This window comes from Sphingomonas sp. TREG-RG-20F-R18-01 (assembly GCF_022662475.1).
In the GTDB taxonomy this organism is placed as follows: Bacteria; Pseudomonadota; Alphaproteobacteria; order Sphingomonadales; family Sphingomonadaceae; genus Sphingomonas.
Window position 1 is genome coordinate 765,688 of sequence record NZ_JAKNQQ010000001.1, and the last position, 17,381, is coordinate 783,068.

The following is a 17,381-nucleotide window of genomic DNA, read 5'->3' on the forward strand; positions in this document are numbered from 1 at the left end:
CGGGAAAACGGCGCCAGGCCTCCCTCACCCCCGCTCGAACGTCAGCACCCGCTTCTCCGCATCCGCCGCGCGCAGCACCACGTCGATCCGCTCCCCCGGCACCACCCCCGTCGCCGCCACGCGCGCCACCACGGGCTCGTCGCACAACTGGATCCGCGCGGCGCGTGCCTCGACATCGGTGACGACCGCCGCGAACGTCTCGCCGACCGAGCCCGCCAGCATCACTGCCTCGGCCAGATCGATCACCGCGCGGTCGATCCGCCCGCCGATCGCATCGGCGCGCGCCATCACCGTCGGCAGCGTCTCGAACGCCGCGGTCACCGCCTCCGGCACCGGCTGCCCGCTGGCGATCGCAAGAGTAGCGCGGATCACATAGCGGTCCGCCAGCCGCCGGAGCGGCGCGGTCGCGTGCGCATAGGTCGCCGCCATTGCCGCGTGCCATGGCACGACGCCGTCGCGATAGGGTGCGTAGCTCGCGCCGCCGCCGTTGCGCCGGATCGCGGTCATGAACGCGGCCTGCTTCGGATCGTGCCCGTCGAGCCGCCGCTCGATCGCATCGAGCGGCACGTCGGCCGCCCAGTCGATCCCGAGCGCCGCCGCGGTGATCCGCAACCGCGCGACCGCATGATCGTCGGGCGCGGCCATCACGCGGAACAGCCCGGTCTGGTGCGCGAGCAGCAGGTCCGCGACCGCCATGTTGGTGGCGAGCGACAGCGCCGCGTTGCGCGCCTCGGACTCCAGCCGCGGCGCGAACCGCAAATCGAATCCACCGTCGGGCAAGGCGCTGACTTCCTGTTCGGGCGGATCGACCCGCGATGCCCCGCGCCGCGCCTCGGCGGCCTGCACCCGCGCCGACAGCTCGGCGAACCCGTCGGGCAGATCGGTATCGCGGACACTGTCATAGGCGAGTTTCGCGCCGCTCCGGATGATCGCGCGCTCGGCCCCGTCGAGCTTGACCGCACCATCGGGCGCGACCCGGACGGTGAAGATCACCGCGGGCCGTGGCCCATCGGGCAAGAGGCTCGCCGCCTCCTCCGCGAGCACCGGCGGATACAGCCCGGCCTTGCCATCGGGGAGGTACAAGGTTGTCCCGCGCTTCCACGCCTCGACGTCGACCGGGTCGCCATCCGCCACGAACCACGCGACGTCCGCGATCGCATAATGGAGCAGCATGTCGTGCCCGCTCCGTTCGATCGCGAACGCCTGGTCGAGGTCGGTCGACGTCGCCGGGTCGAGCGTGACGAAACGCATCGCGGTGCGATCGACATGCTCGGTCGGCGCGCGCTGTGCCGCCGCAGCCGCCGCCGCCTCGACCTGTGGCGGAAAGCCGTCCGGCACGGCGAATTCGCGCCGGATCGCAAGCAGCCCCCGCTGCAGCGCATGGCCCGAATCGATCAGCGTCTTCACGAAGCCCGCAGCCTCAGTAGCCGACGTAATCGCTGAAGCGCGTGACGCTCGGCTCGAACTTGAGGATCACCTTGCCGGTCGCGCCGTGACGCTGCTTGGCGACGATCAGCTCGGCGAGGCCGAAGACGCGCTCCATCTCGAGCGCCCATTGCGCATGGTCCTCGAACACCTTGGGATTGTCGCCCTCGACCGGACGCTTGGGCTCACGCGCGGCGACGTAATAATCCTCGCGAAACACGAAGAACACGATGTCGGCGTCCTGCTCGATCGACCCCGATTCACGCAGATCCGAAAGCATCGGGCGCTTGTCCTCGCGGCTTTCGACCGCGCGGCTAAGCTGCGACAGCGCCATCACCGGAACGTTCATGTCCTTGGCAAGTGTCTTCAGCCCGCGCGAGATCTCCGAGATTTCCTGCACACGGTTGCCGTCCGAGCTCTTGCCCGATCCGGTCAGCAGCTGGAGATAGTCGACGACGACCAGCCCGATCTCGTTATTGTGCCGCCGCTGGAGACGCCGCATCCGGGTGTGGAGTGCGCCGATCGTCAGTCCGGCGGTATCGTCGATATAAAGCGGCAGGTTCTCGAGGTCCGCCGCCGCCGCCGCGAGCTGGTTGAATTCGTTGCGGCTGATCTTGCCCATGCGCAGCGCTTCGGAGCTGATCCGCGCCTGCTCGGACAGGATACGCGTCGCGAGCTGGTCGGCGGACATTTCGAGGCTGAAGAACGCGACCTTCGCGCCGACCGACTCGCTTGGCTTCAACCCGTCCTGCATGTCGCGCATCCAGCGCGCGGCGGCGTTGAACGCGATGTTGGTGGCAAGCGAGGTCTTCCCCATGCCCGGACGCCCGGCAAGGATCATCAAGTCGGAATGATGCATGCCGCCGATCTTGGCGTTGACGCTGTCGAGCCCGGTCGTGATGCCCGACAGGCCACCGCCGCTGTTGAGCGCCTTTTCCGCATTTTTGACCGCGAGCGTCGTCGCTTGCGCGAAACTCTTGATCGCGGTCTCGCTGCCGCCGTCGGCCGCAACCTTGAACAGCTCTTCTTCCGCCGCCTCGATCTGCGCGCGCGGGTTGACCTCCTCGGAGGTGTCCATCGCGCGGTCGACCAGCCCGCGGCCGACCGTCACCAGCGTCCGCAGCATCGCGAGATCGTAGATCTGCTGCGCGAACTGGCGCGCGCCGATCAGCCCGGCGCCGCTGCCGGTCAGCTGCGCGAGATAGGACGGGCCGCCCAGCTCGCGCATCCCGGCATCCTGTTCGAACATCGGCCGCAGCGTGACCGGGGTCACCAGCATGTCGTTGCCGCGCAACACCTTGATCGCGCTGAAGATGCGGCCGTGGAGCGGTTCGAAGAAATGTTCGGGCTGGAGCTTGTCGACGAGATCGTCGGCGAGCCGGTTGTCGATCATCATCGCGCCGAGCATCGCGGCTTCGGCTTCGACGTTCTGCGGGAGCGAAACGGCTTCGGGGACGACGGGCGGAGGAGCGAATGCGGTGGCCATGCGCGCGGTTTGGACCTGTCGGACCGTCGGCTCAAGCATGTTGCGCCGGGCCGCACGTCGCAGCTGTGGATAAGTCGGGGATAACCACGGGACGATCGGTGCGTTTCGTGGGGATGACTGGTGGATAAGCAGGCCTGGCAGCAGACGCGTTTCTCGGAACGCGCACCCTGGTCGCTGCCCATCGCCCGGCTTGTCCCCGGGCCACCTTGGCCTGCGCGTCCACCCCCAGAAAAACAGCAAGATGCCTTCCGGCGCGCGGCCGCGATACGGTGGTGGGGAAGTCCGGCAAAAGCCCTGCATAAGTCCGGCATAACGTGGTCACAAACCTGTGGATAAGTCCGGGATAACCCAAGCCGTACGCCGCTCGTGGTTCGCACCGTCCGCGACCCGCGCTAGAATGCGTTGATTCTCCCCACCCTTCCCCTCTACGGCTGGTGCATGGCCGATCCGCGCATCATCGCCGTCACGCTCGACGAACGCACGATCCTGTGGCGGTCGGCCGATATCGAGCAGGAACGGCGGATCGCGATCTTCGATCTGATCGAGGGCAACCACTTCGCACCGCAACGCGAGTATCCCGACGGCTATGCCGGGCCATACCGGATCGCGCTCGCGGTCGAGGAAGGGCGGCTCGCCATCGCGATCCACCGCGCGGACGAATCGCTGCTCGAGACCTATGTCCTCGCGATGGGCCGGTTCCGCCGTCCGATCCGGGATTACTTCGCGATTTGCGATAGTTACTACCAGGCGATCCGCAATGCGACGCCCGCGCAGATCGAAACGGTGGACATGGCGCGCCGCGGCATCCACAATGAAGCGGCGGAATTGCTGCGCGAACGGCTGGCCGGAAAGATCGAAATCGATTTCGACACCGCCCGGCGCCTCTTCACGCTGATCTGCGTCCTCCACATCAAAGCATAATATTAGGGGTAAAGTGTTGACCGTTCGCCGTTTGGGCAGACTGGTCGCGCTGTTCGCAGGTGTCGCCGTGGCACTCGGACTGGGCGCGATCGGGGCATGGGTGTATGCCATGGGCTGGAAGCCGGGCGCACCGTACACATTCCAGGGGATCGACGTCTCCGCGGTCAACGGCCCGGTCGACTGGTGGGCGGTCAAGCGCAGCGGCGCGGACTTCGCCTACCTCCGCGCAACCGTCGGCGCCGACCGGCGCGACACCCGGTTCGAGGAGAATTGGGCCGCAGTCGCCGAGACCGGGATGCGGCGCGGGGCACTGCATCGCTACTCCCTGTGCAAGCCGGCGGTCGACCAGGCGAACAACTTCAACACGACCGTGCCGCGCGCCGACGATGCGCTGCCCGCGGCGGTGGTGCTCGATTTCGCGGCCGATTGCACCGCGCGACCGGCGCCGGCGGCGGTGCTCGCGGGGCTCCGCCAATATCTCGAGATGGTCGAGGCGCACACCGGCAAGCCGGTGCTGATCAAGGTGACCAGGCCGTTCGAGTCCGCTTATGGCGTGACGGCGGCGCTGCCGCGTGGAGTCTGGGCGGTGCAGAATTACCTCGCCCCCGATTATCCGGCGCGATCATGGCGGATGTGGCAGGCCAATGCCGAACGGCGTATCGAGGGCGTCGAAACGCCAGTACATTGGGATGTCGTACGACCATGACGCAGCACGCCTCGACTGACAGCGCTACCGGCGCCGCGCTGATTGCCGCCGCTCGCGGCGCGGCGCTGAACGCGCATGCGCCCTATTCGCGCTTCGCCGTCGGCGCCGCGGTGCTGCTGGCCGATGGCCGCACGGTGACCGCCGCGAATTTCGAGAATGCCAGCTATGGCCTGTCGCTCTGCGCCGAGACGGTCGCGCTGGCGATGGTCAGCAGCGCGGGGGATCTCGCGCAAGTCATCGCGATCGGCGTGATTGGCGGAGCGATGGACGCCGCCGGACGCCCGATCGGGACGGCCCCGGTCGGCCCCTGCGGCCGGTGTCGGCAGGTCATCAACGAGGCGGCGCAGATCGGTGGGCATGACGTGACCGTCTGGTGCGGTGCGGCCGAAGGCGACGCGATCGAATGCTATCCGCTATCGGTGCTGCTGCCGCATGCCTTTGGTCCCGCTGATCTCGGCCTGGGCCCGACTCGCTAACGCACGGCTTCGGCAAACACGCGATCGACGTCGCCATGCGCGGCGCGAAGCAGGGCGTCGACCCGCTTGCGGCCGTAATAATAGAGCAATGCCGGATGCGCGCGATGCTCGGCTTCGAGCGCTGCGGCCTGCGCATCCGACAGGCTGCCGCCGCCGCTGACGACATCGCAATAGCCCTCGCGCAGCCAGGCGGGGTAGCGCAGGTCCGCCAGCAGGCCGTAGCGCGCACGGATCAGTGCATGGGTACGCTCGTGCGCAAGAACGTCCGAAAACGCGCGACGGCCGCCGATCGCCTGCCCGTTGAAGACGAGGTCGTGCGTCGGATCGCTTCGATTGACGACGATCACGTCGCCGAACGGACGCGAAAAGGCAAACGCGCCGGACGAGCCCAACGCCAGCAACCGCCACCGCCACCCCCCGTCGGTCAGGAAGATGCGCCGACCATACCCCGACTGGTACAGCGCACTGTGGCGCAGCATCGCATCGCTCCGCGTGAGCAGCGCCGGCATGGTGGCGGGTAGCGGCTGTTCGGTATAAAAGATGGTATCGCCAATCGCCTGCCGATGGGGGAATGCCAGGACCTCGGGCACGAGCGCGACCGTTGCGAGCACGGCCGCTGCAATCGCGATGCCTCCCTGAACCCGTCTCCACCAGCGCCGCATCGCTGCCCCCTGCCCTGCCCCGAGGCTATCCATGGTTGGCACGCCCCGCAACAACGTGCCTTGCCCACACCGTCTTTTCCGGCGAAACGCCACCACGGCCATCGCGCCCTATCGAAGGAAAGAGACGCATGTCGATCATGTCCGACCGCTGGATTCGCACGCAAGCGCTTGAGCATGGCATGATCGAGCCGTTCGTCGACGGCCAGAAGCGTGACGGGTGTATCTCCTACGGCCTGTCCTCCTACGGCTATGACGCGCGCGTTTCGGACGAGTTCAAGATCTTCACCAACATCGACAGCGTGATCGTCGACCCAAAGGACTTCGCCGCGAACAGCTTCGTCGACCGCAAGACCGATTGCTGCATCATCCCGCCCAACAGCTTCGCCCTTGCGCGGACGGTCGAATATTTCCGCGTGCCGCGCGACGTGCTGGTGATCTGCCTCGGGAAGTCGACCTATGCGCGCTGCGGGATCATCGTCAACGTCACCCCGCTCGAGCCCGGGTGGGAGGGGCATGTGACGCTGGAATTCTCGAATACCACGCCCTTGCCCGCGAAGATCTACGCCAACGAGGGCGCTTGCCAGTTCCTGTTCCTCGAAGGGAACGAGCCGTGCGAGACCAGCTATGCCGACCGGGCGGGCAAATATATGGGGCAACGCGGGGTAACCCTTCCGCGCTTGTGAGCGGCAGCCCTAGCGGATCGGGGTCGGCTCTGCGGGCGCTGCTTGCACGAGTCGCGTCAGCATCGCGGGCAGCGACCGGCGCGCGGCAAGCTGCAGGGGTACCCAGGTCGCGGCGCTGACGAACTGCAGCGCGTAGCCGGGTGGCGCGGAGACGGCATAGGTCTTGCCTACCGTCCCGGGCGAATTCGGGACCTGCGTCAACGGCTTGCTCCGTTGCGCGTCGAGGCCCGCCCGAATCTCGTCCATGCCGCCGCGGCACAAGACGTCGTCGTTCGCGCGCACTGCCGTGGTTGCGGCTTCGATGTTCAGCGACGTGTTCGCAATGGTCGCGCGAGCGGCCATCGGCAGTCCGCGCAGATAGGCCAGGATCGCGCCATTCTGAGCGAACACTTGGTCAACCCGTCGCCCCGGCGCGGTCCGGTCTGCACATTTCACGCCATCCACGACGGCGAGATCCAAACCGTAGAGCATCACCATCGCCGCGCTCTGCTTCAATCCATCGCCCGGTGCACCGGGCACCGCGCTGCCGAGTCGCCACAAGTCGTTCATATACGCATAGGCGATGACGAAGCCCGCGCCGCCGTGAAGGTGCGCCTGCGCCCAGTTCATATCCAGGACGATCTCCGGCGCGGCCTGCGTAGCGCGCAACCTGGCGGTCAGCGCCTGCCAGTCATGCTTGCCGAGCATCGCGTCGAGCGCGGCGGCGTCCGCGGGCATGGCGCGCCCCGGGGGTGCCATTACCGGGGCGAGTTGCGCTCGCAGCGTCGCACCGTCCGTCCGCGGCGGCAGGATCGCCTGGGCCGATGCGAAGGCTGGCACGATGCCGGACCCGAACGCCAATGCTACGACTGTCCGGATACTCCAGAGCGGGACGACCCGTGCGCCGTTGGCGGTTCTGCGCTGCATTGCCACGCGATCCTTCCCCGTGATCCGTTCGTCGAGATGTTTACCGAGCATAGGGCATGGCTGCGCTGCGTGCGATACGAGCCGCGGCCGATCGCGACAAAAAAAGGGCGGCCCCGAAGGACCGCCCCGATTCGTTCGCCGTGGCGACGTTTGATCAGAATTCGCCGCGATACTGCTCGTTGCCGATGAAGCCGAGCTTCGACACGTTCGACCGCTTGATGATCGCCAGAACCTGGTCGACCTTCTCGTAGCGGGCCGCCGGATCCGGCTGGAAGTGCAGTTCCGGCTCCGGGTTCAGCTGGGTCGTCTGCGTCAGATACTGCTGCAGCGTTGCCCCGTCGGTCGGTGCGCCGTTCCACAGGACCACGCCGTCCGGCGTGATGACGATCTTGTTCTTCTGCGGGTCCACCGGCGGCTTGACCTGGTTCGGGTCGTTGATCGGAAGATCGACCTTCACCGCATGCGTCTGGATCGGGATCGTGATGATGAACATGATGAGCAGCACGAGCATGACGTCGATCAACGGCGTCGTGTTCATGTCCATCATGGGCTCGCCTTCGGCGCCGCCTGCACTGATTGCCATGCTAATTACTCCTCGGTGCTAGCGCACGCTTACGATGACGGACCGCCGGTGGGAGGCGGTTCGGAGATGAAGCCAACCTTGGCGAAGCCGGCCGACTGCATCGTGTAGATCGCGCCGCCGATGCACCGGTACGGCGTTTCCACGTCACCACGGATATGCGCCTCGGGCAGGTCCTCGGTCGTCAAGTTGGCGGCACCGCCGGCCTTGTCGACGATTTCCTTCAGCTTGTCGGTCGCGCGCTTGAGCAGCTCTTCGTGGCTCACGCGGGTCAGGCCCCAATAGACGGCACACGCGCCGCTGGGATCGCGCGTGATCGAGAGCGAGACGTTCTCGGGCTTGGTCACGGTCGGGTCGTACCGCACGTCGGGCAGCTTCAGCTTGACGCTCTGCACAATCGCCGGAACCGTGATGAGGAAGATGATCAGCAACACCAACATGACGTCCACGAGCGGGGTCGTGTTGATGTCGGACATCGGGGCGTCTTCTGCACCACCAGTACTAATCGCCATGAAAGGCCATCCTATCCGTATCAGTCAGGCCACCCGGCACGTCCGGGCGGCGAGAAAATCGGGGCCGTCCGGATGGACGGCCCCGGGTCGTCCTTAGACGCGCGTCTGAACGCCACCAGCCTGGCCGGCGGTCGTCGTTGCCGGAGCAGCCGCCTTGGTGCCACCGACCGGCGGGGTACCCTTGACGGGTGCCGCGCGCGACGCTGCCGGGCGGACCGCGCCGTCCGAAGCGAGGTAGCCCAGAACGTCGGTCGAGAACGCGCTCAGATGCTCTGCGATCGCCTTGTTGCGGCGCTGCAGGAAGTTGAACGCGAGCACTGCCGGAACCGCGACCACCAGACCGAAGGCGGTCATGATCAGCGACTCACCGACCGGGCCTGCGACCTTGTCGATCGATGCCTGGCCAGCCTGGCCGATGCCGATCAGCGCGCGGTAAATACCGAGCACCGTACCGAACAGACCGACGAACGGTGCGGTTGCGCCGACCGTCGCGAGGAAGGCGAGACCGCCGCCGAGCTGCGAGTTGATCGCAGCTTCCGACCGCATCAGCGAACCGTGCAGCCAGTCATGCGCCTCGACCGGATCGGTCAGGCGGCCGTGCTGCTCCTGAGCGGCCAGGCCGTCGTCGACGATCTGCTTGTAGGCCGAGTTCTTCTCGAGCTTGGCAGCGCCCTCACGCAGCGAGTTCGAGTTCCAGAAGGTCGCGCGAACGCGACGGCCCTGGTTGATGATCTTCTGCTGCTCGAAGATCTTGGTGAACAAGATGTAGAGCGTGAAGAACAGGAAGATGGTGAGGATGGCGGCCGTCGTCCACGTGACGGGGCCGCCCTGCTTCATTGCGTTCATGAAGCCGAAATTGTCTGCGGCCGATGCTCCGGCGGCGAGGATGGTGGTCGACATTGAGGGTACTTCCTTCTCGATTATGAAGCCATGCGACCCGCCGGGAGCCGCACGGCCGGATGATTATTCGGGCAGACGCCAGACGACGTTGCGCGATTGGCCACTGGTCCGCATCGGCGCACCGTTCTGATCCAGCGCAGGCGTGTACCGCCCACGCCGCGTCAACGCGCTGCAGGCGGCGCGATCGAGCGACGAATTGCCGCTGGACGCGACGATCGTGCAATTCTCGACACGGCCTGCCGGGCTGATGTCCCACCGAATCTTCGTCGTACCCTGGGCCTCGGCGCTCAGCGCGTCGGACGGATAGTCGTCGTTGGTGATCCAGTCGGCCGGGTTCCCCTTCGGACCAGCAGCCTTGCTGACCGTCGGCGCAGCGGGCGGCGCCGGAACGGGAACAGGCGCAGGCGCTGCAGCCCGCACCGTGATCGGTGCGGCCGGGGGCGGCGTGATGACGGTTGTGACCGGCGGCGGCGGAGCCTGCACGCGCACGATCGGCGGCGGCGACACGACCGGCGGGGTCTGCAGCTGCGGCTGTTCGGGCGGCGGGGGCGGCGGCTTGTCAGGCGGCGGGGGTGGCGGTTCGACGACGTCGAACGTGTTTAGCTTCTCGGTAACCTTCTTGATATATTTGAAGGTCAACCCGTTCACGAAGCCCCACGCAAACAGTGCGACGATGACCGAAACGATCACGATCGACACGGCGCGGCTGCCACTTGTATTGCGATCAGCGTAAGCCATTCAGAAACGAAACTCCTCTATTCCGGCACGACGGTCCAAGCCCGATCCGTAACGTCCGCTCGTTATCCGGCCTGTCATGGGTTAATGTATCCTGGACAGGCCGTAACCTCTATCGCGCCGAAAACGACGACGCAAACGCTTTGTCTCACGCAACAAACGTACAACCACTGCGTGGCAGAATTATTTCTGTTTAAAACTGGTACGGTCAGGTAACGCATCCGCATGACGAATGCTCCGAAATGGCTCATCGCCGCCACTGTCCTGACCACCGCTCCGCTCCTTGGTGCAACGCAGCAAACGCCTCTGAAACCGCTGGATTCTGCCGTTTTGCCGCAGGCCCCCGCCATACCCTATGCGGACTATGCGGACCTTGTCGTGGCGGCACCGGTGATCGTCGACGCGACCATTCGGAGCGACGTGCGGCTCAAACCCGCCGAAGCGCCGGACGTGCCACAAAACGCCGCGCGGCTGTATGTCGAGGCCGATGTCACCGCGCTGATTCGCGGAACCGGCGCCGTGCCGCCGAGAATCGGGTATACGATCGATGTGCCCCTGGATGCCCACGGTCGCCCGCCGCGCTATCGCAAGACGCGGGTCCTTCTGTTCGCGCGGGGCGTCGCCAACAACCAGGGCCAGATCCAGTTGGTCCGCTCGGATGCGCAGCGCAACTGGACCCCGGCCGCCGACGCACTGACCCGACAGATCGTCCGCGAGGTGCTCGCCCCCGACACGCCGCCGACGGTGACCGGGGTGGGCAACGCCTTCTTCACCGCGGGCGACTTGCCGGGCGACGGCGAGACTCAGATCTTCCTGACGACCGCCGACAGCCGCCCGATCTCGCTCAACGTGTTGCGGAAGGCCGGGCAGCCGCCCCGCTGGTCGGTGGCACTGACCGAAGTCGTCGACCAGGCAGCCCCGCCGCCTGCGGCCCGAACCTTGCTATGGTATCGCCTCGCCTGCAGCCTTCCCGCAACGCTGCCCGACACCGCGCTGCACGGCAGCGAGGGCGACAATGCGATCGTGCGCGAGGACTATGCCACCATCCTCAGCGGCCTGGGCGCCTGCGATCGGACCGCCGTGGCGGGGGCACGATAGCGCAGACGGGAGCCGGGAACGTCCTGACCACGTCCCAATCGGACGCCCCGGCCATGCTCAACGCCGATCGAACCGACCGCTGGCGCTCAAATGACCCGCAGGCACTGGCCCGTCGTCGACTGCGCGTCCGCAAGGTAGGACGCAGCGGCGACGACCCGTTCTTCCGCCGCCCCTTCCGCGACGTCGACCGCCGCGATCCGGACCGGGGCCAACGCGACCGCCAAGGGTCCCAGCGCAGCCAGCAGCATGGCCCGGTCGATGGCGGCGACGCCCGGCTCGATCAGCAGCACGACCGTATTGCCCTGCCCTGCCGCGCGGAGCGCCGCGATCACGTCGGTCGTGCGCGATGCCGCCGTCGCCACGACTAGAGCGGCGTGCGGACCGACCGCCGCGGCGACCGCCTTGCTCAGCATCCGCCGATCATCGCCGGTGTCGGGTCAGCGTGATCCCGATCGATTCCCCCGCCTCGGCAATCGCGAGCTTGACGATCGTCACCTCGACCCGCGTCACGCGCGTGTCCTGCAGGAACAGCGTCTCGCAGATGTGATCGGCCACGGCCTCGATCAGCGTGAAATGGACTCCTTCCGGCAAGGCCGTCGTCGCGGCATGCTTGAGGTCCAGATAATTCTTCGAAGCGCCGAGCGGGGTATCCGGCTCGTAGCGCTCGGGCACCGTCAGATCGACCGTCAGCGAGATCCGCAGCGGCTGCGGCAAATGGGTTTCCTCGGAATAAATGCCGGTCAGCACCTGCACTTCGAGGTCGTGCACATTCAGTGTCAGTCGGTCGTCCAAGGCGAGCCCTTCAATCGGTACAGGCGCGCGCCATAGCAGATCGGTGGCGCAGGGGAACCGCCCTCACGCCGTCGCGCTGGGCCGGGCCGACGCCGCCGCATGCCACCGCCGCAGGTGCGCCGCCCCATCCGGCACCGCCAGCTTCGCCGCCTTGGCGAAATCGACCGTCACCAGGGCCGTGATGTCCGCGAAGCTATAGGAATCGGTCGCGATCCAAGACCGCCCCGCGAGGTGCGCGTCGAGCGCGCGTACGAACGTATCCCACAGGATGTGCCCGCGCTCGGCCAGTTCCGGGATCTGCGGGATCGCCGGCCACTTCCCCGCCACACCCCGGTCGCGAAAGGCCTCCCGCTGGTTGCGCAGGACATAGACGACGCCGGCATAGCCCTCCGCCTCGATCCTTCGGGTCCAGCCCTCGATCCGCGCAACGTCGAGCGCCGTTTCGCCGAATAGCGCGGATAGCGCGCCGAGCGCTTCGAAATAGCGACAGATGGCCGCGGATTCGCACAGGATCTCGCCGTCGTCGAGTTGCAGCGCTGGAACCACGCCGCGCGGGTTGAGCTTCAGGTACGCCTCGCCCAGCTGTTCGTCGCGGCGCAAGTCGATGCGTTCCCGATCGACCGTAATCTGTTTCTCCGCCAAGTAGATGCGTACCCGCCGCGGGCTTGGCGCCCAATCCGCATCGAAGAGTTTCATCGTCGGGACTCCTTCTTTCTTGCGTTCGGCGGAGTGAAGGCTAAAGCGCGCAGCCCCGCCGGTCCATCCGGGACTGTGCGTCGGCGAGGACGTGCCCGTGGTCAACTCCGTGATCGACATCGTGCCGATTGCCGACATCGCGCCCGACCGGATCGAGCACCTGCTCGATCAGGCGTTCGGCCCGGCGCGTCACGGCCGCACCGCCTATCGCATCCGCGAAGGCATGGCGGCGATACCGACCCTCAGTTTCGCTGCGTGCGATCGCGGCGCGCTGATCGGCACGATCCAGTGCTGGCCGATCCGCTTCGTCGGGGACGACGGCGTTGACGTGGACATGGTACAGATCGGTCCGGTCGCGGTCGATCCCGCGCGCCAGCAAGCCGGCATCGGGCGGACGCTCACTGCGCACGCCCTGGACCGGGCAGCGCAATCCGGGCTGGCCGATGCGCTGACGCTGATCGGCGATCCCGAATATTATGGCCGGTTCTTCGGCTTTGATGCGCGCCGGACTGCCCTGTGGCGAGTCCCCGGCCCGGTCGAGCCGCATCGCCTGCTGGCGCGCGGCGCGGCCGTTCCGGCCCGTGCGGGGCTGCTTGGACCAAGGATTCCCGCGCTCGCCTGATCGGGGAATGCGGCGTGCCGTCCCGGCACCGCTTTACGCACCGGCTGCGCTGTCCTACCGCCTGCGCCATGCCCATGGAGCCGATCCCCGACCTCGCGTCCCTCTCGCTCGCCGACATCGCGCGGTTGGCCGAAGAGCACAAACTTCCGCCCGTCGACCGCTGGAACCCGACCCATTGCGGTGACAGCGAAATGCGCATCGCCCGCGATGGCACGTGGTTTCATCAGGGATCGCCGATCGGGCGGCCCGCGATGGTGCGGCTGTTCTCGACGATCCTGCGACGCGAACCGGATGGCGGCTACGTCCTCGTCACGCCGGTCGAGAAGCTCGACATCGTCGTCGAGGATGCGCCGTTCGTTGCCGTCGAGATGAAGGCCGAGCGTGCCGGCAAGGACGCCGTGCTCGCGTTCCGGCTCAACACTGGCGACATCGTCACCGCTGACGCCGAGCATCCGCTGCGCTTCGAACCCCGCGACGATGGGCCGCGCCCCTATTTGCGCGTGCGGGGCGACCTCGACGCCGTCGTCGCGCGTTCGGTCTATTATGATCTGGCGCAACGCGCGATCGACGGTGCCGACACCCCGCCCGGCGTTTGGAGCGCCGGCAGTTTCTTTCCAATCGAGCCTGAAGCATGACCCTTATCGATCGATTGCGCCACGCGCTTGAAACCGGCCCGGCCGAAGACGCCGTGCTGTTGACCGGTGATCATGTCGACACCGATCCGCTTCCCTCCGCCCTGTCGCAGGCGGCGGTGCTGGTTCCGGTCACCGATCGACCCGAACCCGGTGTCATCCTGACGCGACGCACCGATATGATGAGCCGCCACGCGGGCCAGGTCGCCTTTCCCGGCGGCAGGATCGATCCCGACGACACCGATGCGATCGCGGCCGCCCTGCGCGAAGCCGAGGAAGAGATCGCCTTGCCCCGCGACGCGGTTCATGTCGTCGGCGTGGCGGACCGGTATCGCACGGTGACGGGGTTCGAGGTGACCCCGGTGATCGGCGTCGTGCCGCCCGATCTGGTCTTCACCCCCAATGCCGCCGAAGTCGCCGCCGTGTTCGAGGTGCCGCTCGGCTTCCTGCTCGATTCGGGCAACCACATCGAGGCGAGCGTCGAGTGGCAGGGGCGCAACCGGCATTATTACGAGATTCTCTGGGGCGAGCACCGGATCTGGGGTGCGACCGCAGCAATGATCGTCAACCTGTCACGCCGGCTGCGATGGAACGCGTGATGCTGCCCGCCGCTGCCTGGCGGGAACGGGCGGACCTGATCGAACTCTGCCGCGTCCTCGGGGCCGACACCGGCACAACGCGGGTGGTCGGCGGGGCGGTGCGCGATACGTTGCTGGCCGGTGCGGTCTCCGACATCGACCTCGCGACGCGCCACGCCCCGGAAGACGTACTGTCGCTGCTGCAACGCGCACGGATCAAGGCGGTGCCGACCGGCCTCGCGCACGGTACGATCACCGCGGTGCTCGCCGATGGACCAGTCGAGGTGACGACGCTGCGCCGCGACCTGACGACCGATGGCCGGCACGCCGTGGTCGCCTTTACCGACGACTGGCGCGAGGACGCCGCGCGGCGCGACTTTACGATCAACGCGCTCTATGCCGATCCGATCACGGGCGAACTGTTCGATTATTTCGGCGGAATCGACGATCTCGCGGTCGGACGCGTGCGCTTCATCGGCGATCCGCTGCAGCGAATCGCGGAGGATCACCTGCGGATCCTGCGCTTCTTCCGCTTCCACGCGCGCTTCGGCGAGGTTGCCGACGCCGACGGGCTGGCCGCCTGCACGTCGCGCGCGAACGACCTGATGGCGTTGTCGCGCGAACGGATCGCGGCGGAACTGCTCAAGCTGCTGGTCGCCCCCGGCGCGGTCCCCACGCTGACCCTGATGATCGCGCACGGCATCCTGCTGCCGGTGTTGCCCGAGATCACGCAGGCCGGCGTTACCCGGCTTAACGAGGTGGCGGGCTATGAAACGGCGGCGGCGATCGCCCCCGATCCGTTGCGCCGGCTGGCGGCGCTGCTCCCGCGCGATCCCGCGCTGGGCGAAGCGATCGCGAATCGCCTCAAGCTGTCGAACGCGCAACGCAAGCGGATCATGTCTGCGCTCGGCGAACCGGGGGGCACCCCGCCCGCGCTGGCCTATCGCCTCGGGCGCGACGGTGCGCTCGACCGCTGGCTGCTGACGACGACCGGAAGCGCGGCGGTGACGGGCGCGCAGGCGATCGCCAAGTTCGCCATTCCGACCTTCCCGCTGACGGGCGGCGCCTTGGTTCAACGGGGAGTCGGCAAGGGGCCCGACGTGGCCCGGATGCTGCGGCAGGTTGAGGACGCGTGGATCGCGGCGGGATTTCCGGATGCGCATCGCACCGCGCAATTGGCCGACGCCGCGGTCGATCAGTGGCGGCGGTCGACCAGCATCGCATAGGCGGCATCCGCCTCCAGCGGACGCGCAAAGAAATATCCCTGGCCAAAGCTGCACCCCAGGGCCGCAAGCGTCTGGGACAGTTCGACCGTCTCGATCCCCTCGGCGGTGGTCTGCATCCCGAGGGCCTGGGCCAGGCTCAGGATGGCGCGGACGATCGCGATCTTGTCACGGTCGGCGAGCATCCCGGTCACGAAGCTGCGATCGATCTTGAGCACGTCGATCGGCAGTTTCTGAAGATAGGCGAGGTTTGAATAGCCCGTCCCGAAATCGTCCATCGCGATCGTGGTGCCGAGCGCCTTCAGCGCGTGCATGATCCCGGCGATCCGGTCCGGGTCGCTGACCAGCGCGCTTTCGGTGAGTTCCAGGGTGAACCGTTGCCCGCTCAAGCCGTTACAATCGAGCGCCGCCTGCACCACGGGCGCGATCGTATCGCGCTGCAACTGGATTGCCGACAGGTTGACCGCGAGCTTTACCCCGCAGTCGCCGCCGAGTCGCGCATCCCAGCCCGCCAGCGTCGCCGCCGCCTCCTGAATCGCCCACCGCCCGAGCGGCACGATCAGCCCGGATTCCTCGGCGACCGGGATGAAATCGTTCGGCGAATATTCCGTCCCCTGTTCGTCGCGCCAGCGTGCGAGCGATTCGAACGCGACCAGCCGCCCCGTCGCGAGATCGACGATCGGCTGATAGCACAAGCGCAGCTGGCCGCGCTCGATCGCGCGACGCAGCGCGGTCTCGATCCCGAACTGTTCGCGGGCGATGTCGAAGGCCTGGGTCTGATAGGCTTCCGATTTTCCCGTCACCTTGGATCGCTTGACCGCGAATTGCGCGTGGCGGATCAGTTCCTCGGCATCGTCGATCTCGGCCGCCCCAAAGGCGATGCCGATCGAGCAGGCGACACGGATCTCGAAGTCGGACAATCGGAACGGCGTGGCGAGCGCGCCGAAGATGCGTTTTGAAACCTGCTCCGCATCGATCGCGCCGTCCTCCAGCGTCAGCAGGATCGCGAATTCGTCGCCGCCGGTGCGGGCCAGCACGTCTTGCGCACGCAATGCTCCCTTGAGGCGGCGAGCGACGGTGATCAGCAGTTCATCCCCCGCCATCGATCCGAGGCAGGCGTTGACGCGGCTGAAGCGATCCAGGTCGATGACCAGCACCGCATAGCGGTCGCGCTTGAGCGGGTCCTCGATCAGCATTTCGAGCCGGTCGCTGAACCCGGCCCGGTTCGGCAGGCCGGTCAGGCTGTCCGTCAGCATCTCCCGGCGCAGATTGTGTTCGGTCCGCAGCTCGGCGGTCTGGTCCACCAGCGTCAGAATGCAGCGTTGTTCGGGGTTGCGGATCAGCCGCGCCAGCGTCGCCTGGTAATGACGACCGTCGACGACGTCGCCGAAGTCGATCCGGAATTCCGCACGCAGCGATTCGCCGCGGATGAACGCGACGATCTGCGGCTCGATCTGCGCGATCAGCGACGGGCGCCGTTCGGCCGGCCCCAGACCCGCGGCATCGAACGCGCTGTTGGATGCCTCGACCCGCACACCGCCGGGCCCGAGGACGACGAGCACCGCCGGAATCGGCAACAGATCGATCGCGCGCGACACCAGCATGACCGACAAGGCATTGTTGTCCATCGCGATCAGCGCACCGACCACGGGATCTTCCACCAAGACAGGATGAGTCCTGAGCGCCATTGGGATCGTGCTAGGGCCGAATAGTTAACAAGCCGCTGCAACGGCGCGTTTCAGCCATTT

Annotated in this window: 21 protein-coding genes; 9 read left to right on the forward strand and 12 right to left on the reverse strand. The window is 67.0% G+C overall.

Going from position 1 to position 17,381, the window contains the following annotated elements; all coding sequences use genetic code 11:
- Positions 1-24 precede the first annotated feature (24 nt).
- Both L8K25_RS03940 and L8K25_RS03945 read right to left on the reverse strand, forming a co-directional pair.
- On the reverse strand, positions 25-1,407 hold the full coding sequence (locus L8K25_RS03940) for an RNB domain-containing ribonuclease (RefSeq protein ID WP_242137587.1): 1,383 nt from the start codon (positions 1,405-1,407) through the stop codon (positions 25-27).
- A 13-nt stretch (positions 1,408-1,420) separates the two neighbouring features.
- Positions 1,421-2,911, reverse strand: coding sequence for a replicative DNA helicase (locus L8K25_RS03945; protein ID WP_242137588.1), 1,491 nt, complete (start codon positions 2,909-2,911; stop codon positions 1,421-1,423).
- Between the two features lie 438 nt (positions 2,912-3,349).
- Here L8K25_RS03945 and L8K25_RS03950 point away from each other — a divergent pair, with 438 nt between their 5' ends.
- From L8K25_RS03950 to L8K25_RS03960, 3 genes are read left to right on the forward strand one after another with little or no spacing between them, the layout of a single operon-like run.
- Complete coding sequence (locus tag L8K25_RS03950) at positions 3,350-3,832, forward strand: UPF0262 family protein (protein WP_242137589.1); 483 nt, start codon at positions 3,350-3,352, stop codon at positions 3,830-3,832.
- 16 nt (positions 3,833-3,848) lie between these two features.
- Positions 3,849-4,538, forward strand: coding sequence for a GH25 family lysozyme (locus L8K25_RS03955; protein WP_242137590.1), 690 nt, complete (start codon positions 3,849-3,851; stop codon positions 4,536-4,538).
- Positions 4,535-5,014, forward strand: a complete 480-nt coding sequence (locus tag L8K25_RS03960; protein ID WP_242137591.1) for a cytidine deaminase — start codon at positions 4,535-4,537, stop codon at positions 5,012-5,014. The genes L8K25_RS03955 and L8K25_RS03960 overlap by 4 nt, the downstream gene beginning before the upstream one ends.
- On the opposite strand, the gene L8K25_RS03965 is transcribed toward L8K25_RS03960, so the two are convergent.
- Positions 5,011-5,709 (reverse strand): hypothetical protein, encoded by a 699-nt coding sequence (locus L8K25_RS03965; RefSeq protein ID WP_242137592.1) that lies wholly within the window; start codon positions 5,707-5,709, stop codon positions 5,011-5,013. The two genes, L8K25_RS03960 and L8K25_RS03965, sit on opposite strands and share 4 nt — an antisense overlap.
- A 95-nt stretch (positions 5,710-5,804) precedes the next feature.
- On the opposite strand from L8K25_RS03965, the gene dcd reads away from it, so the two are divergent.
- Positions 5,805-6,359 carry a dCTP deaminase gene (dcd, locus tag L8K25_RS03970; protein ID WP_242137593.1) on the forward strand — a complete coding sequence of 185 codons (555 nt, stop codon included), beginning with the start codon at positions 5,805-5,807 and terminating at the stop codon, positions 6,357-6,359.
- A 9-nt stretch (positions 6,360-6,368) separates the two neighbouring features.
- Here the strand turns inward: dcd and L8K25_RS03975 are convergent, their stop codons facing one another.
- From L8K25_RS03975 to L8K25_RS03995, 5 genes are all read right to left on the reverse strand, one after another.
- Complete coding sequence (locus tag L8K25_RS03975; protein ID WP_242137594.1) at positions 6,369-7,265, reverse strand: hypothetical protein; 897 nt, start codon at positions 7,263-7,265, stop codon at positions 6,369-6,371.
- 154 nt (positions 7,266-7,419) lie between these two features.
- Positions 7,420-7,848, reverse strand: a complete 429-nt coding sequence (locus L8K25_RS03980; protein WP_242137595.1) for a biopolymer transporter ExbD — start codon at positions 7,846-7,848, stop codon at positions 7,420-7,422.
- 29 nt (positions 7,849-7,877) lie between these two features.
- Entirely contained in the window at positions 7,878-8,357 is a 480-nt protein-coding gene (locus tag L8K25_RS03985) for a biopolymer transporter ExbD (RefSeq protein ID WP_242137596.1), read from the reverse strand.
- 93 nt (positions 8,358-8,450) lie between these two features.
- The gene (locus L8K25_RS03990) at positions 8,451-9,257 is read right to left on the reverse strand and encodes a MotA/TolQ/ExbB proton channel family protein (RefSeq protein WP_242137597.1); all 807 of its coding nucleotides are present in this window, start codon (positions 9,255-9,257) and stop codon (positions 8,451-8,453) included.
- A gap of 63 nt (positions 9,258-9,320) precedes the next feature.
- Positions 9,321-9,995, reverse strand: a complete 675-nt coding sequence (locus tag L8K25_RS03995) for an energy transducer TonB (protein ID WP_029623784.1) — start codon at positions 9,993-9,995, stop codon at positions 9,321-9,323.
- A gap of 222 nt (positions 9,996-10,217) precedes the next feature.
- On the opposite strand from L8K25_RS03995, the gene L8K25_RS04000 reads away from it, so the two are divergent.
- Positions 10,218-11,090, forward strand: coding sequence for a hypothetical protein (locus L8K25_RS04000; RefSeq protein ID WP_242137598.1), 873 nt, complete (start codon positions 10,218-10,220; stop codon positions 11,088-11,090).
- Between the two features lie 86 nt (positions 11,091-11,176).
- Here L8K25_RS04000 and L8K25_RS04005 read toward each other — a convergent pair whose 3' ends face one another.
- The 3 genes from L8K25_RS04005 to L8K25_RS04015 all read right to left on the reverse strand — a co-directional run bounded on the left by L8K25_RS04005 (position 11,177) and on the right by L8K25_RS04015 (position 12,578).
- Positions 11,177-11,503, reverse strand: a complete 327-nt coding sequence (locus tag L8K25_RS04005) for a Rossmann fold domain-containing protein (protein ID WP_242137599.1) — start codon at positions 11,501-11,503, stop codon at positions 11,177-11,179.
- 7 nt (positions 11,504-11,510) lie between these two features.
- Complete coding sequence (locus tag L8K25_RS04010) at positions 11,511-11,882, reverse strand: dihydroneopterin aldolase (RefSeq protein ID WP_242137600.1); 372 nt, start codon at positions 11,880-11,882, stop codon at positions 11,511-11,513.
- 63 nt (positions 11,883-11,945) lie between these two features.
- Positions 11,946-12,578 carry a glutathione S-transferase gene (locus tag L8K25_RS04015; protein ID WP_242137601.1) on the reverse strand — a complete coding sequence of 211 codons (633 nt, stop codon included), beginning with the start codon at positions 12,576-12,578 and terminating at the stop codon, positions 11,946-11,948.
- Positions 12,579-12,687: 109 nt separating this feature from the next.
- Between L8K25_RS04015 and L8K25_RS04020 the strand changes: the two genes are divergently transcribed.
- The 4 genes from L8K25_RS04020 to L8K25_RS04035 all read left to right on the forward strand — a co-directional run bounded on the left by L8K25_RS04020 (position 12,688) and on the right by L8K25_RS04035 (position 15,636).
- A complete protein-coding gene (locus L8K25_RS04020; RefSeq protein ID WP_242137892.1) occupies positions 12,688-13,200 on the forward strand; it encodes an N-acetyltransferase in 513 nt (170 codons plus the stop codon).
- Positions 13,201-13,274: 74 nt separating this feature from the next.
- Complete coding sequence (locus tag L8K25_RS04025; protein WP_242137602.1) at positions 13,275-13,835, forward strand: DUF1285 domain-containing protein; 561 nt, start codon at positions 13,275-13,277, stop codon at positions 13,833-13,835.
- Positions 13,832-14,431, forward strand: coding sequence for a CoA pyrophosphatase (locus L8K25_RS04030; protein ID WP_242137603.1), 600 nt, complete (start codon positions 13,832-13,834; stop codon positions 14,429-14,431). The genes L8K25_RS04025 and L8K25_RS04030 overlap by 4 nt, the downstream gene beginning before the upstream one ends.
- Complete coding sequence (locus L8K25_RS04035) at positions 14,419-15,636, forward strand: CCA tRNA nucleotidyltransferase (RefSeq protein WP_242137604.1); 1,218 nt, start codon at positions 14,419-14,421, stop codon at positions 15,634-15,636. Before L8K25_RS04030 ends, L8K25_RS04035 begins: the two co-directional genes overlap by 13 nt.
- Here L8K25_RS04035 and L8K25_RS04040 read toward each other — a convergent pair.
- Positions 15,606-17,297, reverse strand: coding sequence for a bifunctional diguanylate cyclase/phosphodiesterase (locus L8K25_RS04040; protein ID WP_242137605.1), 1,692 nt, complete (start codon positions 17,295-17,297; stop codon positions 15,606-15,608). The two genes, L8K25_RS04035 and L8K25_RS04040, sit on opposite strands and share 31 nt — an antisense overlap.
- Positions 17,298-17,381 lie beyond the last annotated feature (84 nt).